Source organism: Pseudoalteromonas sp. GW168-MNA-CIBAN-0100, assembly GCF_040309225.1.
GTDB classification, from domain to species: Bacteria; Pseudomonadota; Gammaproteobacteria; order Enterobacterales; family Alteromonadaceae; genus Pseudoalteromonas; species Pseudoalteromonas arctica.
The window spans coordinates 1-22,737 of record NZ_JBEOOL010000020.1; the positions used below are offsets into that span (position 1 = coordinate 1).

Genomic DNA, 22,737 nt, shown 5'->3' on the forward strand with positions numbered 1-22,737 from the left:
CAGTAGTGAAACGAAACAGCGCCGATGATAGTGTAGCATTTGCTATGTGAAAGTAGGACATTACCAGGCTTCAAATTGTAGAAAGCCCGAATCTAACGATTCGGGCTTTTTTACGTCTGCAGAAAAGTGAAATGCGCGCAATTAACACACTCACATCAACACGCATCACGTAGGTCGGGCGAGCGCAGCGATTCCTGAGGCTAAAATCACAACAAAATCCCTCAATATCTTAGTCGGCCAATACAGTAGCATTTACTACGTGACTCTCCACCGCTGTGGGCACTATGACATTACACAAGCTTCAAATTGTAGAAAGCCCGAATTTAACGATTCGGGCTTTTTTACGTCTGCAAAAAAGTGATTCAGGGATTCCTCTATAGTGGAGTGTCTCTTAGTGAATAATTCACTTAATTTAACGAGTTAAAGTGCTCGCTGATGCGAGCGTAGCGACTCCCGACGCTAAAATCACATCGAGAATAGCTACAGTGTTCTTATTTCACGAGCTGGGTTACCTGCTACTACAGTATTAGGCATTACATTTTTAGTAACCACAGCACCCGCACCCACAATACTATTTTCACCAATGCTTACACCCGCTAAAATAATTACACTTGCGCCAACCCATATGTTATTGCCTAACGCGATAGGCGCTGCAAAGTTTTCCTTATTAAGCTTTTTTGCTGGATTAGTAGCATGTGACACAGCTAAAAGCTGAACGTTCGGGCCTATTAAGCAGTCATCACCCATGGTGATTAAGTAATTGGCCAGTGGCTAGTTGAGGTGTAATTAATATTTATAAAAGTAGGATTGTTAATGAAGGCTGAGATATTTAGTCGTTAATCGCTATTTAGAAGTTTTACCTAGTTGTCTTGTTCTAAATTTTATATAGATACTTCTAATAAAGTACTTAAGAAAACTGTACTATTACAGGTGTTTTAAAATAACTATAACGAGAAACATATGAAATTATTAACTGCAGCAACTTTAATAGTTGCTTCATCGACAGCTTTTGCAAGCCCTGCACCGTTAGTGTCTATTCCTACTCATGATGCCTTTTTTAATAGTATTGCAGCGCATTGCGGTAAAGCTTTTGAAGGTGAAGTAGCGGTAGATAACGCGAAAGGGCCAAGCTCATTTACAGATAAAAAGCTGGTTATGCATGTACGTAAATGTACCGACACTGAGTTACAAGTTCCGTTTCATGTTGGTGATGATGCATCACGTACGTGGATAATTACTAAAACGGGCAGCGGCTTGAGCTTAAAGCACGATCATCGCCATAAAGATGGCACTAACGACGTATCAACTATGTATGGTGGTCACACTCTTGATGCTGGGTTTGCGCAAATGCAGTCGTTTCCAGCAGACCAATACTCTAAAGAGTTATTCGTAAAACAAGGCATTGCACAGTCTGTAGGTAATACATGGCAAATGTATATTTACTCAGAAGTATTTACTTATCGATTAATTCGCCAAGGACGTGAGTTTAAGGTGGATTTTGATTTAACTAAACCGATTACTCCACCATCAGCACCTTGGGGTTATAAAGACTAAGGTTACTTACCCTTGTTTGTATCTTCTTTAGTTTCGCATTGTAGTAAAACACTTAAATCTGGTTGGTAAGCACGTGGTTTTGTTGGAAAGCGCTCGTACTCTTGCACGCCTTCAAGTATTTTCAACATAAAGGTATTGCCGCGGCATAGACGGTCAGCATGGCGTAATAAAAATACACTTTGATTGGTAAAGTGTTTGTAATCGTCTGACTGGATTTCTATTTTATAGTTGTCTTCGCCAATTTTTGTTTGGTAGTAATGCACTTTGTTGTCAAAGTCGTAGAGCTTCTCTGTTTCGGCTTTTTCAGCAAGTGCAGTATTTGCACTTGAAAGGGCCACCAGTGTAGCGCCTATAAATAAGCGTGGTGCGTTTATTCCTTTCATAAAATATATCCTTTAATTTGCGAACTTTATACCCATTAATAAAAGTAATAAGGTCGATTTCTTTACGTATTAGTCTAACACCCAAAAAGGGAAAGTGTGATGTTCAAACAAATAAAACAACTTTTTGCTGTATTCGATGAACAGCAGCCAAGTATGCAAGAGCACGATTTAAAAACAGCTGTTGCTGCATTATTAATTGAAGTTATGCGTGCAGATACCAAGCTTGAACATGATGAACAACGAACCCTGACTGTAACCTTAAAAAAGTATTTTAATTTAACAGATATTGAGGTTAATGAGCTTACTAATAACGCGGAAAGTAGCTTAGATGATTCGATAGATTACTTTCAGTTTTCAAAACAGATTAATGAGCATTGCAGCGCGGCGCAGCGAATAGAAATAATAGAATTATTATGGCGCTTAGCGTATGCCGATGGAGAAATAGATCCCCAAGAAGACTACGTAATACGTAAAGTAGCAGGGCTTTTATATGTAACGCATACCGATTTTATCGCCGCAAAACTCGCGGCGACAAAGTAATTAGTTATTTAGGCGTGCAAGTTATCTTAACTTACTTGCAACGCTTACTAACTGATGAGCAAGCGCCGATACTCGCTCTGCAGTAACAGGTTCATTAATTTGCCCATTTTCATCAAACAATGTGTGTACAGCGGGTACTGCAAGTTGATCGGCAAGCACTAACGATCCAATACCACTTAATATATCACGTACATGATTTAAACCGCGTAACCCACCAAGTCCACCTGGTGATGCTGAAAACAGCGCCACTACTTTATTACGAAAAGCAGGAACAGCACCTTGCTCTGTGCGCGATGCCCAATCAATCGCATTTTTAAGTGCTGCAGTTATAGAGCCGTTGTACTCTGGGCTTGCTAGTAAAATACCGTCAGCTGCACGTAGCTTGTCTTTTAAAAGCTGTACATCGCTTGGTGTACCTTGCGCTTCAATATCTTCGTTAAATAGTGGGATGTTTAATTCGTTTAGTTTTATTACTTCTACTTCAGCACCTGTTTGTAGAGCAAAACGTGCTGCCTCATTAATAATTTTTTGATTAAAGCTTTCTTGTCGAAGACTTCCTGCTAGGGCGATAATTTTTGGTGCTGACATGCTAGTGACCTTTTAGTGTTTAAACTTACAACGCTAATGTAGCAAAATTTTACTTGTAGAAAACCCCAATAAACGCAACACTTATGTGCGTAAATGCACATAAGTATAAGGTAAACAGCATGGCGATAAAATTTGAAGATTGGCAAGACGTTAAAGTAGCGTTTGAAGTAGCACGATTAGGCACGTTAACGGCGGCAGCAGAAGAGCTTAATGTGCACCACAGCACAGTACTTAGGCGAATTAATAATCTTGAAAAAAACTTAAATGCACGCCTTTTTCATCGCCATGCCCGTGGTTACAAGGTTACTGAAATTGGCACCAAGTTATTTGCAACAGCACAAACTATCCATAGCTCCTTAGAGCAGTTACATAACGATATAGCAGCAGCCGATAGCACCCTTAGAGGGAGTTTATTACTAACGACGGTAAGTGGTTTTATGGATGTACTTGGTGATGTATGTGAGCAATTTCAGGCGCTACATCCACAAGTGCAGTTAGAAGTTATTTTAGAACAAAAAAGATTAAGGCTCGATCACGGACAAGCACATATTGCAGTGCGTGCAGGCCCAAGACCTGATGAGGGCGATTATATTGCTCAGCATTTGGCGCAGCTTTCATCGGGTTTATACGCTAATAAACGTTACATTAATAAATACGGCATGCCTAGATTATTAAGTGATTTACAACAACATAATTTTGTATCGGGTGTGGCGGGTTTTAATGCCCGCGTGCCTTATTTTGCATGGGCAGATGAACATATTCCTGCATCGCAAATTAAGCTGCGAGTATCTGAAACCGCAGAAGCGACTCGTGCAATAATTAAAGGGCTTGGCATTGGCGGATTACAGCATGACGTAGCGGCGCAATATTCTGATTTAGTACCTATATTACACAGTGAGTTAAGCTGGCCTACCGATGTGTGGTTAGTCACGCATCACTTAGTGCATCGCACTGCTAAAGTACAAGCTTTTGCAGGGTTGTTAAAAACACACTTTAGTAAGTTAGCTGCTAATCAATAGTTTTAGCAGCATTTTAGCTGTGTTTTAAATGATTATAGTGTTTTTTTTACTTCTATGCCTAGGCGTTTAGCCAAGCGTACTAAGTTAGCTCTATCTAATTCAAGTACTCTTGCTGCTGCTGACCAGTTGTAGTTATGCTTCTTTAATTGCTCGGTAATTACGTTGTATTGCAACGATTCTACAGCTTGCTTTAAAGGTTGGTTGATTAAGGTGTTGGTTGTACTTTGACTTGCTACTAGAGAGTTTTGCGGCGCACTCGGGGTTAAATCACAGTGCTCGCTTGTAATGGTTATTATTGGATTTTGCCATTGGCTTTGTTTTGCTTTTAGGGCGCTGCGACTAATAACATGTTCAAGCTCGCGAACGTTACCTGGCCAGTTGTACTGATTAAGCAGTACTTGCGCTTCAGGGCTTAGTTTTAATTGTTTTATCCCTAATTTACGGGCTGTTTGCTCAATAAAATAACCAGCTAAGAGTGTTATGTCGTGCTCGCGTTTACTAAGTGGTGGCACAGTAATAGGGTAGACACTGAGGCGATGGTATAAATCGGCTCTAAAGCGACCTTGAGCTACTTCTTCTTTTAAATTTCTGTTGGTTGCGGCAACGACGCGTACATCTACGTACTTTGGTGTGTCTTCTCCTACCGTTTGTATTTCGCCGCTTTGTAGCACTCGTAATAATTTACTTTGCATGGCAAGGGGCAGTTCGCCAATTTCATCTAAAAATAACGTGCCGCCATCAGCTAATTGAAATTTACCTTGGCGCGAATTTTGTGCGCCTGTAAAAGCCCCTTTCGCATGACCAAAAAATTCACTTTCAGCAAGATTTTCAGGAAGCGATGCACAATTTAAGTGAATAAGCGGTTGATCTTTGCGAGCTGAATTTAAGTGAATATTACGCGCAACAAGTTCTTTCCCTACCCCTGTTTCACCTAATATAAGCACGCTAAAATTAGATGCTGCAACGAGTTTAATTTCGTTTTTAAGTGTTTGCATTAGCGGACTTTGACCAATAATTTCACCGCCGTCCCGTGTTAACGCTTCACGATTTAGTTCTTGCACTAATGCACTTGAGTGCTGTGCATGCTGTTTGTAATGGGCAAGCTCTAAAGCTGTTTTAAAGTGCGCACTACACAGCGTTTGTAAGGTATTGAGTGTATCAGCGCTTATGCTGTTAAATGCATTGGCGTTAAGGCTATCAAACGTAAGTACGCCAAGTAGCGCGTTTTTATCATAAAGAGGTAAGCCTAAACATGCATGTACCGGTATGTCGCCGGTTTTAGCTAATAGTAATCCGTCGTATGGATCGGGTAGCGGGCAGTCGTGCGCAAATTGTAGCGCGAGTGTGCTTTTGCAAATAGCTTCTAGGCGAGGGTGTTCTACTATTTTAAATCGTCTGCCAAGGCTGTCGGACATTAACCCTTTAATTGCCAGTGGTTTTAATTGCTCGCCCTGAAGCACTAATAACGCACTTGCATCACTAGGAATCACCCGCTCAACCGTTGCTAGTAATTGATCAAAGCTATGCTCGTGTAGTGTACTTTGAGCAAGCTCTAGAGCAACTTGTGTAAGGTTGAATTGCTGATTCATGTCAAAATGACCTATTCGAGTTTTTATGAGTTAATTTATAGTAGGTCATAAAGACTCATACTGTAAAGTGGTTTAATTTAACTTATTGAATTTAATTAATTAAATTTGTTGGCACAGTATGTGTAATAGCTAAGTAACGTAGTTAGTTACAGAGATCGCCATGAACACACTAATGCTGAATAATTTAAATAATCAAACACAGTTTAGTTCACTATACGAAACAGTATTATTTGCTGCCAATACTGCATTAGCTGTGAGTTTAGTGTGTATTACGGCAAGTATTTTAATTAGCTACCCGTTTGCTGAGTACTTTTCCATGGCGGTGCAAGTATCAGCTCATATTGGGACTATTGTTATTGCTGCTATTTTAAAAGTAAGTTACGTACTGCGCTGTGTTGCACAACATGGTTTAGGGCAGGAGGTACGATAATGCGCCCTATAAACTTAACTGAGCCAATGCCAGCACGCGTTGCTATTCATCAAGTATCTCAATGGCCATTATGGATGCTCGCTTTTAGACCTTTCTTTTTAGGCGGTGGCTTATTGGCATTTTTGTCGGTGGGGTATTGGCTACTTATTTTAACAGGCCATGCAAGTTGGCACTCATCGATACCTGCGACATTATGGCACGCGCACGAAATGCTGTTTGGCTTTGCAGGAGTTGTAGCTGTTGGCTTTTTACTTACCGCTGCACAAACATGGACAGGCGTACCGAGCATAAGTGGGAAAGCCCTTATGTGGCTTACGTTTATATGGCTTGCAGCGCGCTTAGCCTTTTTTGTGATATTGCCTGATATTGCTCATTTTAATTTATATGCTGCACTTACATTACAAGTTATTTGGTGGCTAGGCGCCATAGCAGTACTGGCTAATATGTTATTAAAAGCCAATAGCAAAAGTAACTATCCGTTTTTAGCTATTTTAGCTGTGCTTTGTGGGCTCAATGTATTGTATTTAATACTTGTTTTAAAACAAAACATGCAGCTTGCACTTGGTGTGGTTGATACCGCAGTACTGGTAATTACTTTACTAGTTGGCATTGTTGCGGGTCGCGTTCTACCATTTTTTACCGCTAAAGGTCTAGGTTTAACCGCACAAGTTCGCACTCCTAAAATAGATAAAGCGGTGATGTATTTATCTATTTTGGCTATCACTTTATTTTTCATCAACAAGTTGTTTTTGAACACGATTAATCCTGCGTTAGTTGTTGCAACTGTTGCTGCGCTTCACCTGCTTAGGGCTGGTTTTTGGTGGGATAGCAAGGTATTGAGAGTGCCGTTGTTATGGTCTTTACATTTTTCCTACTTAGCGTTAGGCGTAGGGTTAATGATGGTTGCATTTAGCTTTTATAGCAGTGCAATACAATTTAAAGATGCGCTGCACTTAATCACTATTGGCACAATAGGTATGATGATTTTAGCAATGATGACGCGTGTATCACATGGTCATACAGGGCGTACACTCGCTATTCCTCATTACATGGCTGTTGCTTTTGCGTTTTTGCTTGTGGCCGCTATTACTCGTTCATTACTCCCTTTTATTATTGGGCCTCACCTTGCTTGGCAAATAAGTGCTTTGCTGTGGTTAGTGGCTTTTTCATTATTTTTAATTCACTGCACACCTATATTAACGCGGCGTCGTGTTGATGGGCGTCGTGGTTAGTTCATCCATAGGAAACACATATGTTATCTGATAAAACCATTGAGATTGTAAAAAGCACAGTTCCGTTATTAGCAGAGGCGGGTACGGTTGTTACCGATCATTTTTATAAGCGTTTATTTAGCCATAATCCTGAGCTTAAAAATATTTTTAATATGGCGAATCAAGATACAGGTCGTCAGCAATTTGCACTTTTTAATGCATTGGCTGCGTATGCACAAAATATTGATAATTTAGCCGTATTAAAAGAAGCGCTAACACGTATTAATCATAAGCATACAAGCTTGAATATTTTACCTGAGCATTACCCTATTGTAGGTGCACACTTAATTGGTACGCTTAAAGAGCTTCTTCCTGAGCAATTTACTCCCGATGTTGAATACGCTTGGCGCGAAGCTTACGGCGTACTTGCTGATATTTGTATAACCGAAGAAGCTGCTTTGTATGAGCACAGTAAAAATAAACACGGTGGTTGGGCGGGAACTCGCCAATTTGAAATAACCAACAAACAGGCTGAATCAGAACTAGTAACGAGTTTTACACTTACGCCAGTTGATGGCGAAGCTGTTATTACACATAAACCAGGGCAGTATTTAGGTATTAAAGTTAAGCCAGAGGGCGCTGAATATGAAGAAATTCGCCAGTATTCTATTTCACAAAAAAGTAACGCTAAAAACTACCGTATTAGTGTTAAAAAAGAGCTACAGCCAAAGCCTGGCATGGTGTCTAATTATTTACACTCATTAGAGCAAGGCACTATTGTTGAGCTATACCCGCCGGCAGGAGACTTCTTTTTACGTAATAATACAAGTCCAGCGGTACTCATTTCAGCAGGTGTTGGGCAAACGCCAATGCTGGCTATGCTTGAAACGTTATTAAGTGACAACTCTAATCAAGAGATTATGTATTTACATGCCTGCGAAAATACTCAGCAGCATTCGTTTTCAAAATATTTAAATGAGTTAAATGCAGTTTATAACCGCTTACAAACAATGACGTGGTTTAACCAAGCGACAGAGGGCGCTGACTTTACTGGGTTAATGAACCTAAACGCAGTACAAGCACAGCTACCATTGAGTAATGGTGACTTTTACTTATGTGGTCCTGCCGGTTTTATGGCATTTATAAAAAACCAGTTACTTGAGTTAGGTGTTAAAAACGAGCAGATTCATTATGAAGTGTTTGGTCCGCATCAAGACTTGTAATAACGCTTTAAAATAGAAAAAGGCGCGCAGCGATATGCTGCGCGCCTTTTTTATTAATTTATAAACATTAATAAAGTGCCTTATAACTCTTTACAGGTAACACCTTCAAGTACTGTAGTAAGCTCTTTTTTAGGATAGTAAAGCTCGCATTGGTTATTACGTAGTTGCAAAATAAACTTCTCAGATTTTATATTATGCGCGCCCATAATTACTCTGCCATCAGACCCTTTACTCATTGCATGATCAATTAGCTGTTCGCTACGTTTAGTAAATACCGAATCGGCAAGTGTTACTAATGTGCCTCCCTTAGCTTGTTGAATTGCCTGTTGTAGTGTTGTAATAACGCTGGGATTAACGCTCGTTAATATAGCGGGTTTAGCAGGCTCACTATCTACACTTTGGCATCCGCCTAAAGCGAGCAAGGTGGCTAATGGGAGTAATAATTTAGCCATTACCTTTCCTCACCCAGCGTTGGCCAAGTTAAGTCCATATTACGCTGGGTAAATTGTACCGGCATATTTAAAGGAATGAGAGATTCACGAGAGCTTGAAAAATTAGCTGGTTCTGCTTTTGCAGCAGCCGTTCTAACTGGACAACTGCCATTTTCAACATGAAATAATGCGGTGGCTAAAACGGCCTCGTCACTGTCGCCTAACTGATGATCAAAGTCGTCCTCAATTTCACAACCTTGAACATCAGCATCAAATTGTGGAGTAGGGGTTGGTGTAAACCCCGCAGCGTATTCGCCAAATCCTTTGCTATTTACGCCACTAAACTGAATAGTGTAATAGGTTGTTGCGCAGTTATGAGTTGGGGTAAAGCCATAGGGCTTACCGCAGGTTGTGTCGCCAATTAAAATAACTTCTGCGTCTATACCTTTTAAACCATTAATAAAAGCTTCTGATGCCGAACAGGTGCCTGATGTGCTTAATACATAAACCTTTGATAGGTTTAAATCAGGTAGGTTTTCACCTGTGCTAAAAAAAGTAGAGTAATCTATTTCTTCATCAATAAATGGGAAGGGCGAATCAACGGGTTGTTTATCGTTTTGTTGAGTTTGATAATAAAAGCGGTTGTTAACGTTGGCATTACCGGCAACCATATAAGCTAATTGTGCCGACAGTGCTAATAAACCACCACCGTTATATCTAAAGTCGATTACAAGCTCATCAATACCATCGGTTTTAAACTTATTTACCGCATCAATAAGCCCTTCTTGGGCAATGCTTATATGGCTATTAAATTGCATGTAACCCACGCTTGAACCATTTGCGGTTGTAATCGTTTTAACATTTTGAACAGGTGTTTGTTCAATATTACCAGCGGTTACATTAAATGTTTTTTCGGCGCCATCGTTACTGCGTACAACAATAGTATGTGAGTCGCCGTTAGTAGGACTAAATAAACCTTCGTTAAGCGTATCTACACCCGACTCTGTATTGGTATTAATGCTAACACCGTCAACTGAAAGTACGGTATCACCACGTTGAAAGCCTATTTGGCTTGCAGGCGAATCATCTTCAAGATAAGCAACGCGTAAAATACGATCGGCTGTATCGCCAATAAACGCCCAATTTATACCGTAACCAGAAGTAACGCCCGATTGCGCTTCTTGAAAGTAATCTTCAGTAGGTTCTGAAAAATGAAAGTTATCTTTTTTTGCACCTGAGTCGGTAAGCTGCTCTGTTTTTAATTGGGCAAAATAATCGGCTACTGTGGCAAAGCTTTCAGGGTCGTTATCGGCAATCTCATCATACCAAAGGTATGTTTCGTCGCTCCAAGAGCGAAGCCAAAGCTTTTCATAAAGGGCAGAACCCGCTTGATCTGGGTAGGGGTTGTTGTTATTAAAGGGATCGTTACCCGTACGAGGGATTTCGCAAAAGTTTTTTAAATCGTTAGAGGGCTCAAATACCGCCGCTGTCCATGTTGGGCTGCTACTAACAGGTGTTGTAACTATAGGCGTGGTAACTACAGGAGCAGAGTCGATACCGCCTCCGCCGCCACAACCCGTTAAAGCAAAGCCCGAAAGTGCTGCAAAAATGGCAAGCGAGGTTTTATTATTTTTAAACATAGTTAAGGACTTTCTGTAAATAAGTTGTTTAAAATATTACAACACTCGCTCGTTTATTCAACATTTATAACTTTGATTTATGTAAATGAGTGTTAAAGCTTAGAGCTTGCTCGCACTACTTGTATCTGCAAATGCTTGCTTTTTCCACGCATTAAATAACTTTTGCTGTTTATCAGAGATTTTTAAACCGTATGTTTTCTGCATGTAAGCGTAAGTGTCGGCTATACGTTTACGTGCATAGACAGGCGGTTCAACTACACGTTGCTTAAAGTTTACTTTTACTTCGCAGCGACCATACTGTGTGGCGTTTTCGCTAAGCATGCCAAAACGATAATTAGAGCGATCGGCATTAATTTCGCCAATAGCTGGCGCTAAGTTATTTATATCAGCTTCCATTTTTCTAAATTTAGCACTTACTTTACGGCAGTTTTTACGTCCGCCATCTTGCCAACATTGTAGCTGATGACCAAATTCCCACGCCGGAACAATATGTTCCCACTCAATGCGTAGTGCTCGCACATTTACTTTGCCTGAGCGGGTAAGTGTATTTCGAGGAATGTAACCACAGTTAGAAGGATCAGGAATGAGTTTTTTGCCTTCTTTTTTAATATCACAACCGCAGTAAATACTTTTGGCGTTGTCAGGGAGGGTTTTAATTAAATGTCTTTTAGCCGTTGAAAAACGGGTAAATTGTTCGGCAGATACCGAAAAACACACACAGCAAGCCAGTAAGGCCAGAATAAATCGAGTCATATCCATCACAAATGTGAACTACAGGAACAGGCAGTTTAAAGCCTTGAAGATAAAAGATAAAGTTAACTTAAGGCCTGCACTTATATTACTAAAAAGTGTCCGATTAATTTTTTATTCAAAGTTATTTTCACTATTCATTTATTTCTTACTATTTATCGTATTTTAACCACACAAGATTATACGTTAAGGAGTATGCTTAAAGCTTACTCAATATGGGGATTTGGATTGCAAATGAAATTTGTTGATTATTATGCAGTGCTCGGAATATCGCCTGATGCAGACGATAAAGCGGTTAAAGTAGCTTATAAAAAATTAGCCAGAAAATATCACCCAGATGTAAGCAAAGAGCCTCAAGCAGAAGATAAGTTTAAAGAAATAGCAGAAGCTTACGAAGTCATTCATAACAAAGAAGAACGCACTAAATACGACGAGTTACGTCGTCATCAACAAAATCGTGCTCGTCAACAGCAAGGTAATTATGGTGGTAACAATGCCTCATCGCAAAGTAATTATCAGCAAAGCGATCCTCAAACCGATCAAGAGTTTTCTGATTTTGTTAATTCAATGTTTGGCGGCGCCGGTGGATTCAATCGTTCCGGGCAGAGCAGAAGTAACGCCGCTCGCGCGCAAAAAGGACAAGATGTGGAAATAGAGTTCCCGATTTTTCTTGAAGAGACTTTAGTTGATACCGTTAAGCCTGTTGAGTTTATGTTACCGCAGCGAGATAGTAGTGGTCGTGTCTCTGAAATTAAAAAATCACTTAAAGTGAAAATTCCCGCAGGTTCAGTAAATGGCGAACGAATTCGACTAAAAGGGCAAGGCGGATTAGGGTCAGCGAACGGGCAAAATGGCGATTTGTACTTACAAATTAGTTTAGTGCCCCACCCATTATTTGATGTTGAAGGTCATAACCTAAATATAGTCGTCCCTCTTGCACCATGGGAAGCGGCTCTTGGTACAAAAATAAATTTACCTACGTTGGCAGGCAAAATCCAATTAACTATTCCATCTAATAGTCAGTCTGGTCAACGCTTGCGTATTAAAGGTAAGGGATTAATGAGTAAAAAAGCCAAAGGTGATTTATTTGCTGTGCTTAAAATTGTTAATCCAACATCTGTTGATGATACCAGTAAAAAACTTTGGGAAGAATTAGCCGAAAAAGCTCACTTTGATCCCCGTAATAACTGGAGCAAGCCATAATGCAAATTATCGTGACACAAAAAGATGATTTACTTACTAGCAAAGAGCTATGTTTGAGTAGTGATATTAGCGAAGCAATTTTATATGAGCTAGTTGAGCACAATATTGCGGTTCCAATTGAGGGGAAGCATGTTACGCAGTGGCAATTTACGGTATCTGCAGTGACCTTAGTTAAAAAAGCGGCCCGTATTCAACATGACTTTTCGTTAGATTGGTCGGCAATAGCTTTAGTTTTACAATTGCTGGATGAGCGTGATGAGTTGATTTTCGAAAACGAAATGTTAAAGCGACATTTGAGTCGATTTAAACACTTGGAATAAAATCTGCCCTTGGGTACTTCCTAGGGCTTATTTACTCTTTGGTGAGAGTGCGCTAGTTCTTAAAAACCAATATGACTACTTTGATTTATTCTTACTTTTAATTCGGATAAATCGTTTTAGTCGTATGTTTTGCATAAGTAGTAATATTCCACTTAGGCAAAAAAGTACGCTAGTTGCTGAAAAGCTAATAAGCAGCGGATTATTAAAATCCTCTCGCTCATCGTAATCCATAATATGTAACATCCAAAAAAAGTCGAAAATTCGCCATAGTGTGCTGCGAACGGTGACAACTCTGCCGTTATTTTCTGACAAATACAGTGTTGTGTTAAATGTGTCGTCAAATTGTACCTGCCAAACATTGGTTTTATATCCAACTTCTCGCATACCTTGCTTTAGCAGTACAGCGCTTGTCACTTGAGCATCAATAAGTAAGTGTGCTTTAGCATTTGCGGTAATTTGTATTTTAGTTGGCGGCTCAAAAGGCCGGCCTGTTATACCGTTAAAGCTTTGCTGTTCATCTTTATTTATTACTGTAATTATAGGTGTGGTTAAAAAGTTCTCAAAAATTATTTGTGTTGGATTAACCACCTGAGATGCAATATCGTTAAGGGAGGCAACATAATCAGCCTGCGTAAATGGGTTATTAAGAGTACGTGTTGCAAGATGCTCCCCATGAACTTTATCAAGAGGAATAGCGCTCATGACTAAACCGCCTAATAGCCAAGCTAAAATTTGTAATGTGAGCAAATAACCGAGCCATTTATGTAACTTGCGAGCATACTTAAATATTTTTTTATTCATGTTTTAGTCTTATTATTTTTAGAGGCTAGTTTATTACATTAATGGGATTAGTTACTGCGACATTTTGTCGCAGTTTAAACTATAGCTTACTGTAATCATTTAAAAATAAAAAAGATTACACTTAAATTGCTAACATGACTTATTTGTTTAATTGAGCTGAGTGTTTGATATCCAGCTAGCTTTAAACGCTAAAAAATACTTAAAAGCTGCGAAATATCCATATAAAGTGGTTAATAGAGCATAGTTGATTTGGTATAACGGTAAAACTGCGTTAAAGTTTGCAATGAAATTATTAGAGGATAAATACGAAACGATGTCGGAAATTCAATTTTTAAATGTAGATCTTGAGCTTGAATCAAAGCAAGATATTAGTTTGCTAGTGGCAGACTTGAAAAAAGTCGCGACGATTTTACATTATGACAAAGACGAATACCGTCAATTAGCGCGTATTGAAGCAACAGGTGTAGTAAACACGCCTGACAAAGCAATAAACCATATATGTGAGCTTATTGAATCGTGTTCGCGTAACGCGCTAAAGCAATGGTTAAGCTGTTCACGTAGAACGTTTGATATTGGTTTTGAATCGGGCACTTCCCCTAAGTGCTTTAATCAAGCCTTAGATGCAGATACATTACTACGTATATCTGCGATTGGTGCGGGTATGGAAATTACAATTTACCCAATCGAAAAGTAACTATCTTCGCTCTACGACTGCTGCGGTCATTTTTGATACGCAGCACAGCTCATTGCGGCTATTTGTAATTTTTATTTCCCACACTGAACTACGTTTGCCAATATGAAACGCTCTTGCCGTTGCTGTTAAAGTGCCGTTGCGAGATGCTTTTAAATGACTTGCGCTAATTTCCTGCCCCACGCAGTAAAATTTTGTAAAATCGACAACAAAGTTAGCTGCATAGCTGGCAACTGTTTCGGCAAGTACAACGTTAGCACCGCCGTGAACCATGCCCATTGGGTTATGATGCTCAGGAATTGCCGGCATAGTGGCTACTAAGTAATTATCACCAATTTCAGTGACTTCTATTCCCATGGTTTTCATTAATGTTCCTTGGCCATCAATGCCTTGTTCTAACTGCTTGCACAGCTCTAAAGTGATGGGCTGGTACCAAATACTCATAATGACTCCTTTGCTTTTTTAATCATTTATAAACCTAGCTTTAGTTATATCCCTAAAATGTACACAAGTGAAATTACTTTGGCTATTTTAAGGCTTAATTTAAATTTGCGATTTTTATTTAACTGTATATACTCACAGTTAAATGTACTGTATGGAAAACCAGTTATATGCGACCATTAACGAACCGCCAAGCTCAAATACTCGAACTAATTAAAGTTTTTATTAAAGACACTGGTATGCCTCCTACACGTGCTGAAATAGCGCAAACATTAGGTTTTAAAAGTGCCAATGCTGCTGAAGAACATTTAAAAGCACTTGCTAAAAAAGGCGCAATTAAAATGAAACCAGGTGCAAGCCGTGGTATTCAGTTAATTGAAGAAGAAGAGCCAGAACAATTAGGTTTACCGCTTATAGGGCGTGTTGCTGCTGGTTCACCTATTTTGGCGCAAGAGCACGTTGAAAGTCACTGCAAAATCGATCCATTAATGTTTAAACCGGCTGCAGATTTTTTACTACGCGTTAACGGTATGAGCATGAAAGATATTGGTATTATGGATGGTGATTTACTTGCTGTACATCGTACTCAAACCGCTGAAAATGGGCAAGTTGTTGTTGCCCGCCTAGACGAAGACGTAACTGTAAAACGTCTTGAGAAAGCGGGTCGTAAAGTATTACTTCATGCTGAAAACGACGATTTTGAATCTATTGAAGTAGATCTTGAGAATGAGTCTTTTAATATTGAAGGCTTAGCCGTTGGCGTTATAAGAAACGCTGATTGGATGTGACTTTAAAAATAGCTTTTAAACAAGCAGTTTTATAAATGCGTACTAATTAGTACGCATTTTCTGTTTTAAATTCGCACTAAAAATAGGGCATAAATAGCTCACTGACAATTTAAGCTGTAAACTTTTTTGCACTTATATTTTCCCCCTCCGAATGCGTTAAACCCCTTTGTTTTGCTCATCTTTTGAACTTCCTGTTACCTAGTTGGTTACTGATTTTTTATTAATTACTCAATATCACCTGATTGTTTTTTATACTAAAACTTGCTTGTTGTTCATTTTTTAGCTAATTATTAATGTGCTGAGCTAATAATAACTCACAGCTTTTTAGTTTTGAGAACACACAATATACACAAACACGTTGTTGGCGCAGCAAAACCAATCAATATTAAATGAGATTGACTAAAAAAATAAAAATAACGAATTGGCGTTTAAGCCGTATGCCTCTTCGCTTTGCATTCGCAATAGCATCAAAGGAGCCGTCACATGGGTAAACTGACCTCTACCTTGTGGCTTATATTATGTGTTTTTTCGCACCCAGTTTTGGCTAACAGCCAATACAATATGCGCAAAGGCGTAACCGATATAAGCAATAATGTATATCAGCTGCACATGACCATATTTATAATATGTTGTGTGATTGGGGTGATAGTGTTCGCAATTATGTTTTGGGCACTTATTCATCACCGCAAATCTAAAGGGGCTGTACCTGCCCAATTTCACGAAAGCACTAAAGTAGAAATACTTTGGACTGCAATCCCGTTTGTTATTTTAATTGCTATGGCAGTACCAGCCACTAAAACCCTAATTGCAATGGAAGATGCCAGCAAAGCTGATCTCACTATTAAAATTACAGGCTCGCAATGGAAATGGCATTATGAATATATGGGTGAAGATGTAGAGTTCTACTCTATTTTATCTACCCCGCAAGATGAAATAGCGAATCTTGCAGATAAAAATCCTAACTACTTACTTGAGGTTGATAAACCTCTCGTACTGCCAATAAATCAAAAAGTACGATTTTTAATGACTTCTGACGATGTTATTCACTCTTGGTGGGTACCTGATTTTGCAGTTAAAAAAGATGCGAATCCCGGTTTTATAAACGAAACATGGACGAACATAAACGAAGAAGGTACTTACCGAGGCCAATGTGCTGAGTTGTGTGGTAAAGATCATGGCTTTATGCCCGTTGTGGTGGTCGCTAAATCTGAGGCTGATTTTAAAACGTGGCTTGCAGATGCAAAGCAAGCTAAACAAAAAGCAGCATTAGCAGATGCCGCATTACTTGATAAAACCCTCCCAAAAGAAGAATTAATGACTTTAGGCGAACAAGTATATATGGCCAATTGTGCTGCATGTCATCAGCCTACTGGCATGGGGTTACCGGGTGTATTTCCTGCACTTAAAGGCAGCCCTATAGTGCTTGGCGATATAAAAGATCACATTGATGTAGTTATCCATGGACGACCCGGTACGGCAATGCAAGCTTTTGCCAAGCAGTTATCTATAAAGCAATTAGCTGCGGTTATTACTTATAAGCGTAATGCGTGGGGTAATGATACGGGTGATGTTATTCAACCGAGTCAAATACAGGCAGCACTTGATGCCAAAGTGGAGGCGAACTAATGAGTAGCATAGTAGAACAACCTAACGCCAATGAAGCACATCATGCTCATCACCCAGCTAAGGGTTTTAAACGCTGGCTTTACACAACTAATCATAAAGATATAGGTAGTTTATATTTAATTTTTTCGCTGACCATGTTCTTAATTGGTGGTGGAATGGCCATGGTGATCAGAGCTGAATTATTTCAACCAGGTTTACAGTTGGTCGATCCTCACTTTTTTAATCAAATGACCACCGTGCATGGTTTAATTATGGTGTTTGGTGCGGTTATGCCGGCCTTTACTGGCCTTGCTAACTGGATGATACCACTCATGATTGGCGCGCCAGATATGGCATTGCCAAGAATGAATAACTGGAGCTTTTGGATTTTACCGTTTGCGTTTTTAATCCTATTGGCATCGTTATTTATGCCTGGTGGGGGTCCTGCATTTGGTTGGACTTTTTATGCACCACTGTCTACAACATACAGTAATGATAATACTGCATTGTTTGTATTTGCCGTACATATTATGGGGATTAGCTCAATAATGGGCGCAATCAATGTGATTGTAACCATAGTGAACTTACGTGCCCCTGGCATGACATGGATGAAGTTGCCCTTATTTGTATGGACGTGGTTAATTACTGCCTTTTTATTAATAGCGGTAATGCCAGTGCTTGCAGGCGCTGTCACTATGGTACTTACCGACAAGTATTTTGCGACCAGCTTTTTTGATGCCGCAGGCGGTGGCGACCCGGTGATGTTCCAACACATTTTTTGGTTTTTTGGCCATCCCGAAGTATACATAATGATTCTTCCTGCCTTTGGCATTATATCTACAATAGTACCTACCTTTTCTCGTAAAAAACTTTTTGGCTATGCCTCAATGGTATACGCCACATCCTCCATAGCACTATTGAGCTTTATTGTATGGGCTCATCATATGTTTACCACTGGGATGCCGGTCGCTGGCGAGTTGTTTTTTATGTACGCGACCATGCTTATATCGGTACCTACAGGAGTAAAAGTATTTAATTGGGTTGCCACAATGTGGAAAGGCTCAATAACTTTTGAAGTGCCAATGCTTTTTAGTATTGCGTTTATTGTGCTGTTTACCTTAGGTGGCTTTTCGGGGTTGATGCTGGCAATTACACCTGCTGACTTTCAGTACCACGATACTTATTTTGTAGTGGCGCATTTTCATTATGTATTAGTAACAGGGGCTGTATTTTCGATAATGGCGGGGGCCTATTACTGGCTGCCCAAGTGGACGGGCAATATGTTTAATATCACGCTAGCTAAATGGCATTTTTGGCTATCGCTGGTGAGTGTGAACGTACTGTTTTTTCCTATGCATTTTGTAGGGCTTGCCGGTATGCCGCGTCGAATTCCCGATTATGCACTTCAATTTGCCGACTTTAACGCAATCATAAGTATTGGTGGATTTGCCTTTGGTTTATCGCAATTGTTGTTTGTAGCTGTGGTAATTAAATGCGCGCGTGGCGGTGATAAAGTGCCTGCAAAAGTATGGGAAGGGGCAGAAGGGCTTGAGTGGGAAGTTGACTCTCCAGCGCCATATCATACTTTTTCTACGCCGCCGGTAATTAAGTAATGACACACGCACCGCTACTCAAACGTTTGGTACTTATTTGCATAGGCATGTTTGCCTTTGCCTTTGCTTTAGTACCTTTGTATGACGTGTTTTGTGATGTAACAGGGCTTAATGGAAAACCTTCGCTTGAGCAAGCAGAGCAAAGTACACAAATAGTACAAAACCGAGAAGTCGGCGTTAGCTTTACTACTCACGCACAAAGTGGTGCACCGTTTGAAGTTAAATCAAAAGAATACAGTGTAGTGGTAAAACCCGGTGCAATGCGTGAAGTAATGTTTAGTGCTAAAAATAACAGCAACCTAGATAAAGTAATGCAGGCTGTACCATCAGTCTCGCCAGGTAAAGCGGCAAAGTATTTACACAAAATAGCCTGTTTTTGCTTTGATCAGCAACCACTAAAAGCAGGGGAAGAACTTGAATTTAAATTACTTTTTTATGTTGATACCGCACTGCCGAGCGATATTGAAGAATTAACTTTATCTTATACCGTATTTGATATTAGTGAACAGCTGGTGGCAAGTAACAACTAGCTTTTTAAACTAGTGTGAAACTAGGAGTAAATAAAATGAATCAAGAATATGAGCATTATTACGTACCTGAGCAAAGCCCATGGCCTATTGTAGGTGCTGTTGCATTGTTTTTTATTGCAGTAGGGGCAGGCTTGACTGTTATGAGTGTAGGTAAAGAAGGTGGTAGCGGGGTTTATCTGCTTTATGCCGGTATTGCTGTACTTGTGTATATGTTGTTTAGCTGGTTTAAAAATGTAATTAGTGAATCGGACCAAGGTTTGTACTCAGCACAAATGGATCGCTCTTTTAGACAAGGTATGAGCTGGTTTATTTTTTCTGAAGTTATGTTTTTTATGGCCTTTTTTGGTGCGCTTTTTTATGCACGCGTATTGTCGGTACCTTGGCTTGGAGGCGCAGGCAATAATGCAATGACTAACGAGGTTTTATGGCCAACTTTCGAAGCTGTTTGGCCGCTAGTTTCAACACCTGCTGGTGAAACTACTCAAGCTATGGGCTGGCAAGGCTTACCGCTTATAAATACCTTAATACTGCTTACTTCCTCAGTTACTTTACATTTTGCCCACGTAGCGATGGAAAACAATAAACGCACTCCACTTAAAGTTTTTTTAGGCGCTACTATTTTATTGGGCGTTTGCTTTTTAGGGCTGCAAGTTGAGGAGTACATGCATGCATATAATGACCTTAACCTAACGCTAGATGCGGGCATTTACGGTAATACGTTCTTTTTATTGACTGGTTTTCATGGCATGCATGTAACGTTAGGAACCGTACTTTTATTTGTAATATTTTTACGGATATTAAAAGGGCACTTTACTAAAGATAAGCATTTTGCTTTTCAAGCAGCTGCTTGGTATTGGCACTTTGTTGATGTGGTGTGGCTGTGTTTGTTTGTATTTGTATATGTGCTGTAGCGTTTATTGGCGAATTATTTGCTTTAATAAAACCAAATTTAAGCGCTGCAATAACAACAACTAAAACAACGACCGAAAACAATACGCGACGACCTAAAAAGTGAGACATAGGTCGTCCCCCAGTTTTCCCTGACACCATAATAAACAATGCTCTAAATAAGTTAAAAAGTATAAATATTAACAACAGTACGATAATAATTTTAATAATCACTGAGTTGACCCTTTATGCAGTTAGTTTTATGGCACAAACAAAAGCTTAGTTCACTAATCACACTTTGTATGGTTGTGGTTGTTGTACTTGTGTGTGTGCGACTAGGATTTTGGCAGTTGGAGCGGGGTGAGCAAAAACAGCAGCAACTAACCGCTATTGCTAAGCAACATACTCGTGGTGTGATGAGTTGGTCTCAATTACATAACCTGCCTGATAGCTGGAACAAAACAGGTGTATTGGTTGAGTTAAAAGGGCGGTTTGTACAAAGCCAATATTGGCTTTTAGATAATCAAGTTTATAACGGGCAAGTAGGGTACGATTTACTTGCTTTACTAAAGCCAGACAGCGAAGAAAAAGTGATTTTAGTTAATTTAGGATGGGTAAAAGCGCCTATATCTAGAGATACACTGCCAAAGGTTACTCTGCCTACAGGTGTTTTTATTCTTAAAGCGCAAATAAAAGAAAATAACTTAAGTAGCTTTACGCTTGAAGATAAAACTACAAATAATGACTTACCTACAAGAATCCAATCTATCGACTTGAATATGCTGAGCACTCAAAGCCAGCAATCATTAATTAATTTTATGGCTTACAGACAAGGTACTGGTGATGAGATTGCAACACCTCATTATGAGGCAGTTGTTATGAGCCCTCAAAAGCATAATGCCTACGCTGTGCAATGGTTTTTAATTGCTGTTGCATGTGCTGTTGTGGCTATTTTTGCGAGTAAAAAAAGGACACTTAATGAAAAATAATCCCCTTGTGTTGTTTGTGGGCTGCTGCGCTATCCCATTAATTTTGGCATATGGCGCATTAAAGTTTGATTGGTTGCCTACTGCAATTACTAATAATGGCGAGTTTTTAAGCCAAGAAATAAAACTTAAAAATTGGCCGCAAAATAATCCCAAGCAATGGACTATCGCACTTAATTATTCAAACGAATGTAACACCCCATGCCGCGAACAGCTCAATGCACTTAATAATTTATATGTGGCACTTGGTAAAAACCAAGGCAAGGTTGATATGGCTGTAATGGGAAGTCCCGACAATAAAAACCTACCATGGAAAATTATTACCGAGCAACAGAGTTTAAATCCTGCAAGTTTGTATTTAATTGATCATATGGGGTTAGTGGTACTTGAATATCCCTTTAAGGTCGAGCCACAAGAAAACCGTTTAGTACAAAAAGGGTTATTAAAAGATCTAAAAAAATTACTTAACTATTCTCGTTCTAGCTAACTAAGTTGAGCTTAAGTTGGAGTATCTGATGTATAAAAATTATAAAAACTTAGTATTAATAACAGGATTACTCGCTTTGATTGTAGTTGCTTTAGGTGCGTACACCCGCTTAAGTGATGCAGGTTTAGGGTGCCCCGATTGGCCTGGTTGTTATGGCTTTTTAACGGTACCTAAGCATGAGGCTGACATAGCCTTAGCAACTCAAAGCTACCCCGATATGATGTTCGAAACCGCAAAAGCGTGGAAAGAAATGATTCATCGCTACTTTGCAGGTGCTTTAGGCTTACTTATTTTAGGTTTATTTGTGTTGGCTTTTTTAAAACGCCAATATCCAACTACGCCAGTTAAATTGCCTTTGGCTTTACTTCTACTAGTGGTGTTTCAGGCTGCCCTTGGTATGTGGACAGTAACCATGAACCTTCAGCCGCTTATTGTAATGGGCCACTTATTAGGTGGCTTTAGTATTTTGTCACTTATAACGCTTTTATATTTACGGCTAACCGCAAAACCTATTATGGGTGGCGATAGCGGCGCAAAACGCTATTTCGGTTTAAGTTTAGTAGCGCTCAGTGTATTAATTATCCAAATTGCACTTGGTGGTTGGCTGGCTGCAAATTACGCCGCTCCACATTGTAGTGGTTTGCCATTGTGTAATTACGCACAACCGTTTTCATTGAGTAGCGTATTTCAATTACCACTTGAGCACAGTAATTATGAGTTTGGTGTGTTATCGCAGCAAGCGCGTATGTCTATTCATTTATTACATCGCATTTGGGCACTCGTTACTTGCATTGTTCTGGCGTTAATTATGTGGAAAATATACAGCCAAGCGTACTCTAAAAAAATTAAAAATTGCGTTGTGAGTGTATTACTTGTTCTGCTTTGCCAAATTAGCTTAGGGCTTATTTTAGTACATTGGCATATTCCGTTGGGAGTTGCACTGGCGCATAACTTGATGGCAGCCATACTGTTATTAAGCATGGTTAGGTTGTGTTATTACCTAAAATCACGCACATAAAGGGGAAA

At 39.6% G+C, this 22,737-nt stretch carries 26 protein-coding genes and 1 pseudogene; 17 read left to right on the forward strand and 10 right to left on the reverse strand.

Going from position 1 to position 22,737, the window contains the following annotated elements:
* Positions 1–480 precede the first annotated feature (480 nt).
* A pseudogene (locus tag AAEY62_RS13005) lies at positions 481–771 on the reverse strand (DapH/DapD/GlmU-related protein); the annotation flags it as partial.
* A gap of 189 nt (positions 772–960) precedes the next feature.
* On the opposite strand from AAEY62_RS13005, the gene AAEY62_RS13010 reads away from it, so the two are divergent.
* Positions 961–1,554, forward strand: a complete 594-nt coding sequence (locus tag AAEY62_RS13010; RefSeq protein WP_350635069.1) for a hypothetical protein — start codon at positions 961–963, stop codon at positions 1,552–1,554.
* A 2-nt stretch (positions 1,555–1,556) separates the two neighbouring features.
* Here the strand turns inward: AAEY62_RS13010 and AAEY62_RS13015 are convergent, their stop codons facing one another.
* Entirely contained in the window at positions 1,557–1,937 is a 381-nt protein-coding gene (locus AAEY62_RS13015; protein ID WP_024591701.1) for a hypothetical protein, read from the reverse strand.
* A 99-nt stretch (positions 1,938–2,036) separates the two neighbouring features.
* On the opposite strand from AAEY62_RS13015, the gene AAEY62_RS13020 reads away from it, so the two are divergent.
* Entirely contained in the window at positions 2,037–2,477 is a 441-nt protein-coding gene (locus AAEY62_RS13020) for a tellurite resistance TerB family protein (RefSeq protein ID WP_101216100.1), read from the forward strand.
* Between the two features lie 21 nt (positions 2,478–2,498).
* On the opposite strand, the gene AAEY62_RS13025 is transcribed toward AAEY62_RS13020, so the two are convergent.
* Positions 2,499–3,065: an NADPH-dependent FMN reductase gene (locus AAEY62_RS13025; protein WP_007584922.1), complete on the reverse strand. Its 567-nt coding sequence runs from the start codon at positions 3,063–3,065 to the stop codon at positions 2,499–2,501.
* A 119-nt stretch (positions 3,066–3,184) separates the two neighbouring features.
* On the opposite strand from AAEY62_RS13025, the gene AAEY62_RS13030 reads away from it, so the two are divergent.
* Positions 3,185–4,084, forward strand: a complete 900-nt coding sequence (locus AAEY62_RS13030) for a LysR family transcriptional regulator (protein ID WP_350635070.1) — start codon at positions 3,185–3,187, stop codon at positions 4,082–4,084.
* Positions 4,085–4,116: 32 nt separating this feature from the next.
* On the opposite strand, the gene norR is transcribed toward AAEY62_RS13030, so the two are convergent.
* Positions 4,117–5,673 (reverse strand): nitric oxide reductase transcriptional regulator NorR, encoded by a 1,557-nt coding sequence (norR, locus tag AAEY62_RS13035; RefSeq protein ID WP_008138686.1) that lies wholly within the window; start codon positions 5,671–5,673, stop codon positions 4,117–4,119.
* 160 nt (positions 5,674–5,833) lie between these two features.
* Between norR and AAEY62_RS13040 the strand changes: the two genes are divergently transcribed.
* The 3 genes from AAEY62_RS13040 to hmpA are packed head-to-tail and all read left to right on the forward strand — an operon-like array spanning position 5,834 to position 8,537.
* Positions 5,834–6,103, forward strand: a complete 270-nt coding sequence (locus AAEY62_RS13040) for a hypothetical protein (protein ID WP_007584928.1) — start codon at positions 5,834–5,836, stop codon at positions 6,101–6,103.
* On the forward strand, positions 6,103–7,335 hold the full coding sequence (locus tag AAEY62_RS13045) for an NnrS family protein (RefSeq protein WP_007584929.1): 1,233 nt from the start codon (positions 6,103–6,105) through the stop codon (positions 7,333–7,335). The genes AAEY62_RS13040 and AAEY62_RS13045 overlap by 1 nt, the downstream gene beginning before the upstream one ends.
* A 20-nt stretch (positions 7,336–7,355) precedes the next feature.
* Positions 7,356–8,537 (forward strand): NO-inducible flavohemoprotein, encoded by a 1,182-nt coding sequence (hmpA, locus tag AAEY62_RS13050; RefSeq protein WP_101163180.1) that lies wholly within the window; start codon positions 7,356–7,358, stop codon positions 8,535–8,537.
* An 80-nt stretch (positions 8,538–8,617) separates the two neighbouring features.
* On the opposite strand, the gene AAEY62_RS13055 is transcribed toward hmpA, so the two are convergent.
* From AAEY62_RS13055 to AAEY62_RS13065, 3 genes are all read right to left on the reverse strand, one after another.
* Entirely contained in the window at positions 8,618–8,989 is a 372-nt protein-coding gene (locus AAEY62_RS13055) for a hypothetical protein (protein WP_350635071.1), read from the reverse strand.
* On the reverse strand, positions 8,989–10,608 hold the full coding sequence (locus tag AAEY62_RS13060) for a S41 family peptidase (protein ID WP_101163181.1): 1,620 nt from the start codon (positions 10,606–10,608) through the stop codon (positions 8,989–8,991). The genes AAEY62_RS13055 and AAEY62_RS13060 overlap by 1 nt, the downstream gene beginning before the upstream one ends.
* Positions 10,609–10,707: 99 nt before the next feature.
* Positions 10,708–11,361: an endonuclease gene (locus AAEY62_RS13065; RefSeq protein ID WP_029751433.1), complete on the reverse strand. Its 654-nt coding sequence runs from the start codon at positions 11,359–11,361 to the stop codon at positions 10,708–10,710.
* A 231-nt stretch (positions 11,362–11,592) separates the two neighbouring features.
* Here AAEY62_RS13065 and AAEY62_RS13070 point away from each other — a divergent pair, with 231 nt between their 5' ends.
* A complete protein-coding gene (locus AAEY62_RS13070; RefSeq protein ID WP_007584935.1) occupies positions 11,593–12,561 on the forward strand; it encodes a DnaJ C-terminal domain-containing protein in 969 nt (322 codons plus the stop codon).
* The gene (locus tag AAEY62_RS13075) at positions 12,561–12,881 is read left to right on the forward strand and encodes a chaperone modulator CbpM (protein ID WP_007584937.1); all 321 of its coding nucleotides are present in this window, start codon (positions 12,561–12,563) and stop codon (positions 12,879–12,881) included. The genes AAEY62_RS13070 and AAEY62_RS13075 overlap by 1 nt, the downstream gene beginning before the upstream one ends.
* A 75-nt stretch (positions 12,882–12,956) precedes the next feature.
* Here the strand turns inward: AAEY62_RS13075 and AAEY62_RS13080 are convergent, their stop codons facing one another.
* Positions 12,957–13,682, reverse strand: coding sequence for a hypothetical protein (locus AAEY62_RS13080; protein ID WP_350635072.1), 726 nt, complete (start codon positions 13,680–13,682; stop codon positions 12,957–12,959).
* A gap of 313 nt (positions 13,683–13,995) precedes the next feature.
* Between AAEY62_RS13080 and AAEY62_RS13085 the strand changes: the two genes are divergently transcribed.
* Positions 13,996–14,376, forward strand: coding sequence for a hypothetical protein (locus AAEY62_RS13085; protein ID WP_008138697.1), 381 nt, complete (start codon positions 13,996–13,998; stop codon positions 14,374–14,376).
* On the opposite strand, the gene AAEY62_RS13090 is transcribed toward AAEY62_RS13085, so the two are convergent.
* Positions 14,377–14,817 (reverse strand): PaaI family thioesterase, encoded by a 441-nt coding sequence (locus tag AAEY62_RS13090; protein WP_024591691.1) that lies wholly within the window; start codon positions 14,815–14,817, stop codon positions 14,377–14,379.
* Between the two features lie 167 nt (positions 14,818–14,984).
* Between AAEY62_RS13090 and lexA the strand changes: the two genes are divergently transcribed.
* From lexA to AAEY62_RS13115, 5 genes are all read left to right on the forward strand, one after another.
* A complete protein-coding gene (lexA, locus tag AAEY62_RS13095; RefSeq protein WP_007584941.1) occupies positions 14,985–15,602 on the forward strand; it encodes a transcriptional repressor LexA in 618 nt (205 codons plus the stop codon).
* Between the two features lie 483 nt (positions 15,603–16,085).
* Positions 16,086–17,228, forward strand: coding sequence for a cytochrome c oxidase subunit II (gene coxB, locus AAEY62_RS13100; RefSeq protein ID WP_024594300.1), 1,143 nt, complete (start codon positions 16,086–16,088; stop codon positions 17,226–17,228).
* Positions 17,228–18,820 carry a cytochrome c oxidase subunit I gene (gene ctaD / locus AAEY62_RS13105; RefSeq protein WP_007584944.1) on the forward strand — a complete coding sequence of 531 codons (1,593 nt, stop codon included), beginning with the start codon at positions 17,228–17,230 and terminating at the stop codon, positions 18,818–18,820. Before coxB ends, ctaD begins: the two co-directional genes overlap by 1 nt.
* Positions 18,820–19,350 carry a cytochrome c oxidase assembly protein gene (locus AAEY62_RS13110; protein ID WP_002959612.1) on the forward strand — a complete coding sequence of 177 codons (531 nt, stop codon included), beginning with the start codon at positions 18,820–18,822 and terminating at the stop codon, positions 19,348–19,350. The genes ctaD and AAEY62_RS13110 overlap by 1 nt, the downstream gene beginning before the upstream one ends.
* A gap of 35 nt (positions 19,351–19,385) precedes the next feature.
* A complete protein-coding gene (locus AAEY62_RS13115; RefSeq protein ID WP_002959610.1) occupies positions 19,386–20,261 on the forward strand; it encodes a cytochrome c oxidase subunit 3 in 876 nt (291 codons plus the stop codon).
* Here AAEY62_RS13115 and AAEY62_RS13120 read toward each other — a convergent pair.
* Positions 20,164–20,472: a DUF2909 family protein gene (locus tag AAEY62_RS13120; protein ID WP_350635074.1), complete on the reverse strand. Its 309-nt coding sequence runs from the start codon at positions 20,470–20,472 to the stop codon at positions 20,164–20,166. The genes AAEY62_RS13115 and AAEY62_RS13120 overlap by 98 nt on opposite strands.
* 14 nt (positions 20,473–20,486) lie before the next feature.
* On the opposite strand from AAEY62_RS13120, the gene AAEY62_RS13125 reads away from it, so the two are divergent.
* The 3 genes from AAEY62_RS13125 to AAEY62_RS13135 are packed head-to-tail and all read left to right on the forward strand — an operon-like array spanning position 20,487 to position 22,729.
* The gene (locus AAEY62_RS13125; protein ID WP_350635076.1) at positions 20,487–21,227 is read left to right on the forward strand and encodes an SURF1 family protein; all 741 of its coding nucleotides are present in this window, start codon (positions 20,487–20,489) and stop codon (positions 21,225–21,227) included.
* Positions 21,217–21,711 (forward strand): transmembrane cytochrome oxidase associated protein, encoded by a 495-nt coding sequence (locus tag AAEY62_RS13130; RefSeq protein WP_101216094.1) that lies wholly within the window; start codon positions 21,217–21,219, stop codon positions 21,709–21,711. The genes AAEY62_RS13125 and AAEY62_RS13130 overlap by 11 nt, the downstream gene beginning before the upstream one ends.
* A gap of 28 nt (positions 21,712–21,739) precedes the next feature.
* Positions 21,740–22,729: a COX15/CtaA family protein gene (locus tag AAEY62_RS13135; protein ID WP_007584952.1), complete on the forward strand. Its 990-nt coding sequence runs from the start codon at positions 21,740–21,742 to the stop codon at positions 22,727–22,729.
* Positions 22,730–22,737: the final 8 nt, after the last annotated feature.

Excerpts from the sequence above, each read along its gene's own strand:
- AAEY62_RS13075 (WP_007584937.1), top strand. The coding sequence starts at position 12,561 with ATGCAAATTATCGTGACACAAAAAGATGATTTACTTACTAGCAAAGAG.
- AAEY62_RS13030 (WP_350635070.1), top strand. The coding sequence starts at position 3,185 with ATGGCGATAAAATTTGAAGATTGGCAAGACGTTAAAGTAGCGTTTGAA.
- AAEY62_RS13065 (WP_029751433.1), bottom strand. The coding sequence starts at position 11,361 with ATGACTCGATTTATTCTGGCCTTACTGGCTTGCTGTGTGTGTTTTTCG.
- AAEY62_RS13115 (WP_002959610.1), top strand. The coding sequence starts at position 19,386 with ATGAATCAAGAATATGAGCATTATTACGTACCTGAGCAAAGCCCATGG.
- AAEY62_RS13060 (WP_101163181.1), bottom strand. The coding sequence starts at position 10,608 with ATGTTTAAAAATAATAAAACCTCGCTTGCCATTTTTGCAGCACTTTCG.
- AAEY62_RS13110 (WP_002959612.1), top strand. The coding sequence starts at position 18,820 with ATGACACACGCACCGCTACTCAAACGTTTGGTACTTATTTGCATAGGC.
- AAEY62_RS13010 (WP_350635069.1), top strand. The coding sequence starts at position 961 with ATGAAATTATTAACTGCAGCAACTTTAATAGTTGCTTCATCGACAGCT.
- AAEY62_RS13070 (WP_007584935.1), top strand. The coding sequence starts at position 11,593 with ATGAAATTTGTTGATTATTATGCAGTGCTCGGAATATCGCCTGATGCA.
- lexA (WP_007584941.1), top strand. The coding sequence starts at position 14,985 with ATGCGACCATTAACGAACCGCCAAGCTCAAATACTCGAACTAATTAAA.
- norR (WP_008138686.1), bottom strand. The coding sequence starts at position 5,673 with ATGAATCAGCAATTCAACCTTACACAAGTTGCTCTAGAGCTTGCTCAA.
- AAEY62_RS13085 (WP_008138697.1), top strand. The coding sequence starts at position 13,996 with ATGTCGGAAATTCAATTTTTAAATGTAGATCTTGAGCTTGAATCAAAG.
- AAEY62_RS13080 (WP_350635072.1), bottom strand. The coding sequence starts at position 13,682 with ATGAATAAAAAAATATTTAAGTATGCTCGCAAGTTACATAAATGGCTC.
- AAEY62_RS13015 (WP_024591701.1), bottom strand. The coding sequence starts at position 1,937 with ATGAAAGGAATAAACGCACCACGCTTATTTATAGGCGCTACACTGGTG.
- AAEY62_RS13040 (WP_007584928.1), top strand. The coding sequence starts at position 5,834 with ATGAACACACTAATGCTGAATAATTTAAATAATCAAACACAGTTTAGT.
- AAEY62_RS13125 (WP_350635076.1), top strand. The coding sequence starts at position 20,487 with ATGCAGTTAGTTTTATGGCACAAACAAAAGCTTAGTTCACTAATCACA.
- AAEY62_RS13090 (WP_024591691.1), bottom strand. The coding sequence starts at position 14,817 with ATGAGTATTTGGTACCAGCCCATCACTTTAGAGCTGTGCAAGCAGTTA.
- AAEY62_RS13020 (WP_101216100.1), top strand. The coding sequence starts at position 2,037 with ATGTTCAAACAAATAAAACAACTTTTTGCTGTATTCGATGAACAGCAG.
- AAEY62_RS13135 (WP_007584952.1), top strand. The coding sequence starts at position 21,740 with ATGTATAAAAATTATAAAAACTTAGTATTAATAACAGGATTACTCGCT.
- ctaD (WP_007584944.1), top strand. The coding sequence starts at position 17,228 with ATGAGTAGCATAGTAGAACAACCTAACGCCAATGAAGCACATCATGCT.
- AAEY62_RS13130 (WP_101216094.1), top strand. The coding sequence starts at position 21,217 with ATGAAAAATAATCCCCTTGTGTTGTTTGTGGGCTGCTGCGCTATCCCA.
- AAEY62_RS13025 (WP_007584922.1), bottom strand. The coding sequence starts at position 3,065 with ATGTCAGCACCAAAAATTATCGCCCTAGCAGGAAGTCTTCGACAAGAA.
- hmpA (WP_101163180.1), top strand. The coding sequence starts at position 7,356 with ATGTTATCTGATAAAACCATTGAGATTGTAAAAAGCACAGTTCCGTTA.
- coxB (WP_024594300.1), top strand. The coding sequence starts at position 16,086 with ATGGGTAAACTGACCTCTACCTTGTGGCTTATATTATGTGTTTTTTCG.
- AAEY62_RS13055 (WP_350635071.1), bottom strand. The coding sequence starts at position 8,989 with ATGGCTAAATTATTACTCCCATTAGCCACCTTGCTCGCTTTAGGCGGA.
- AAEY62_RS13045 (WP_007584929.1), top strand. The coding sequence starts at position 6,103 with ATGCGCCCTATAAACTTAACTGAGCCAATGCCAGCACGCGTTGCTATT.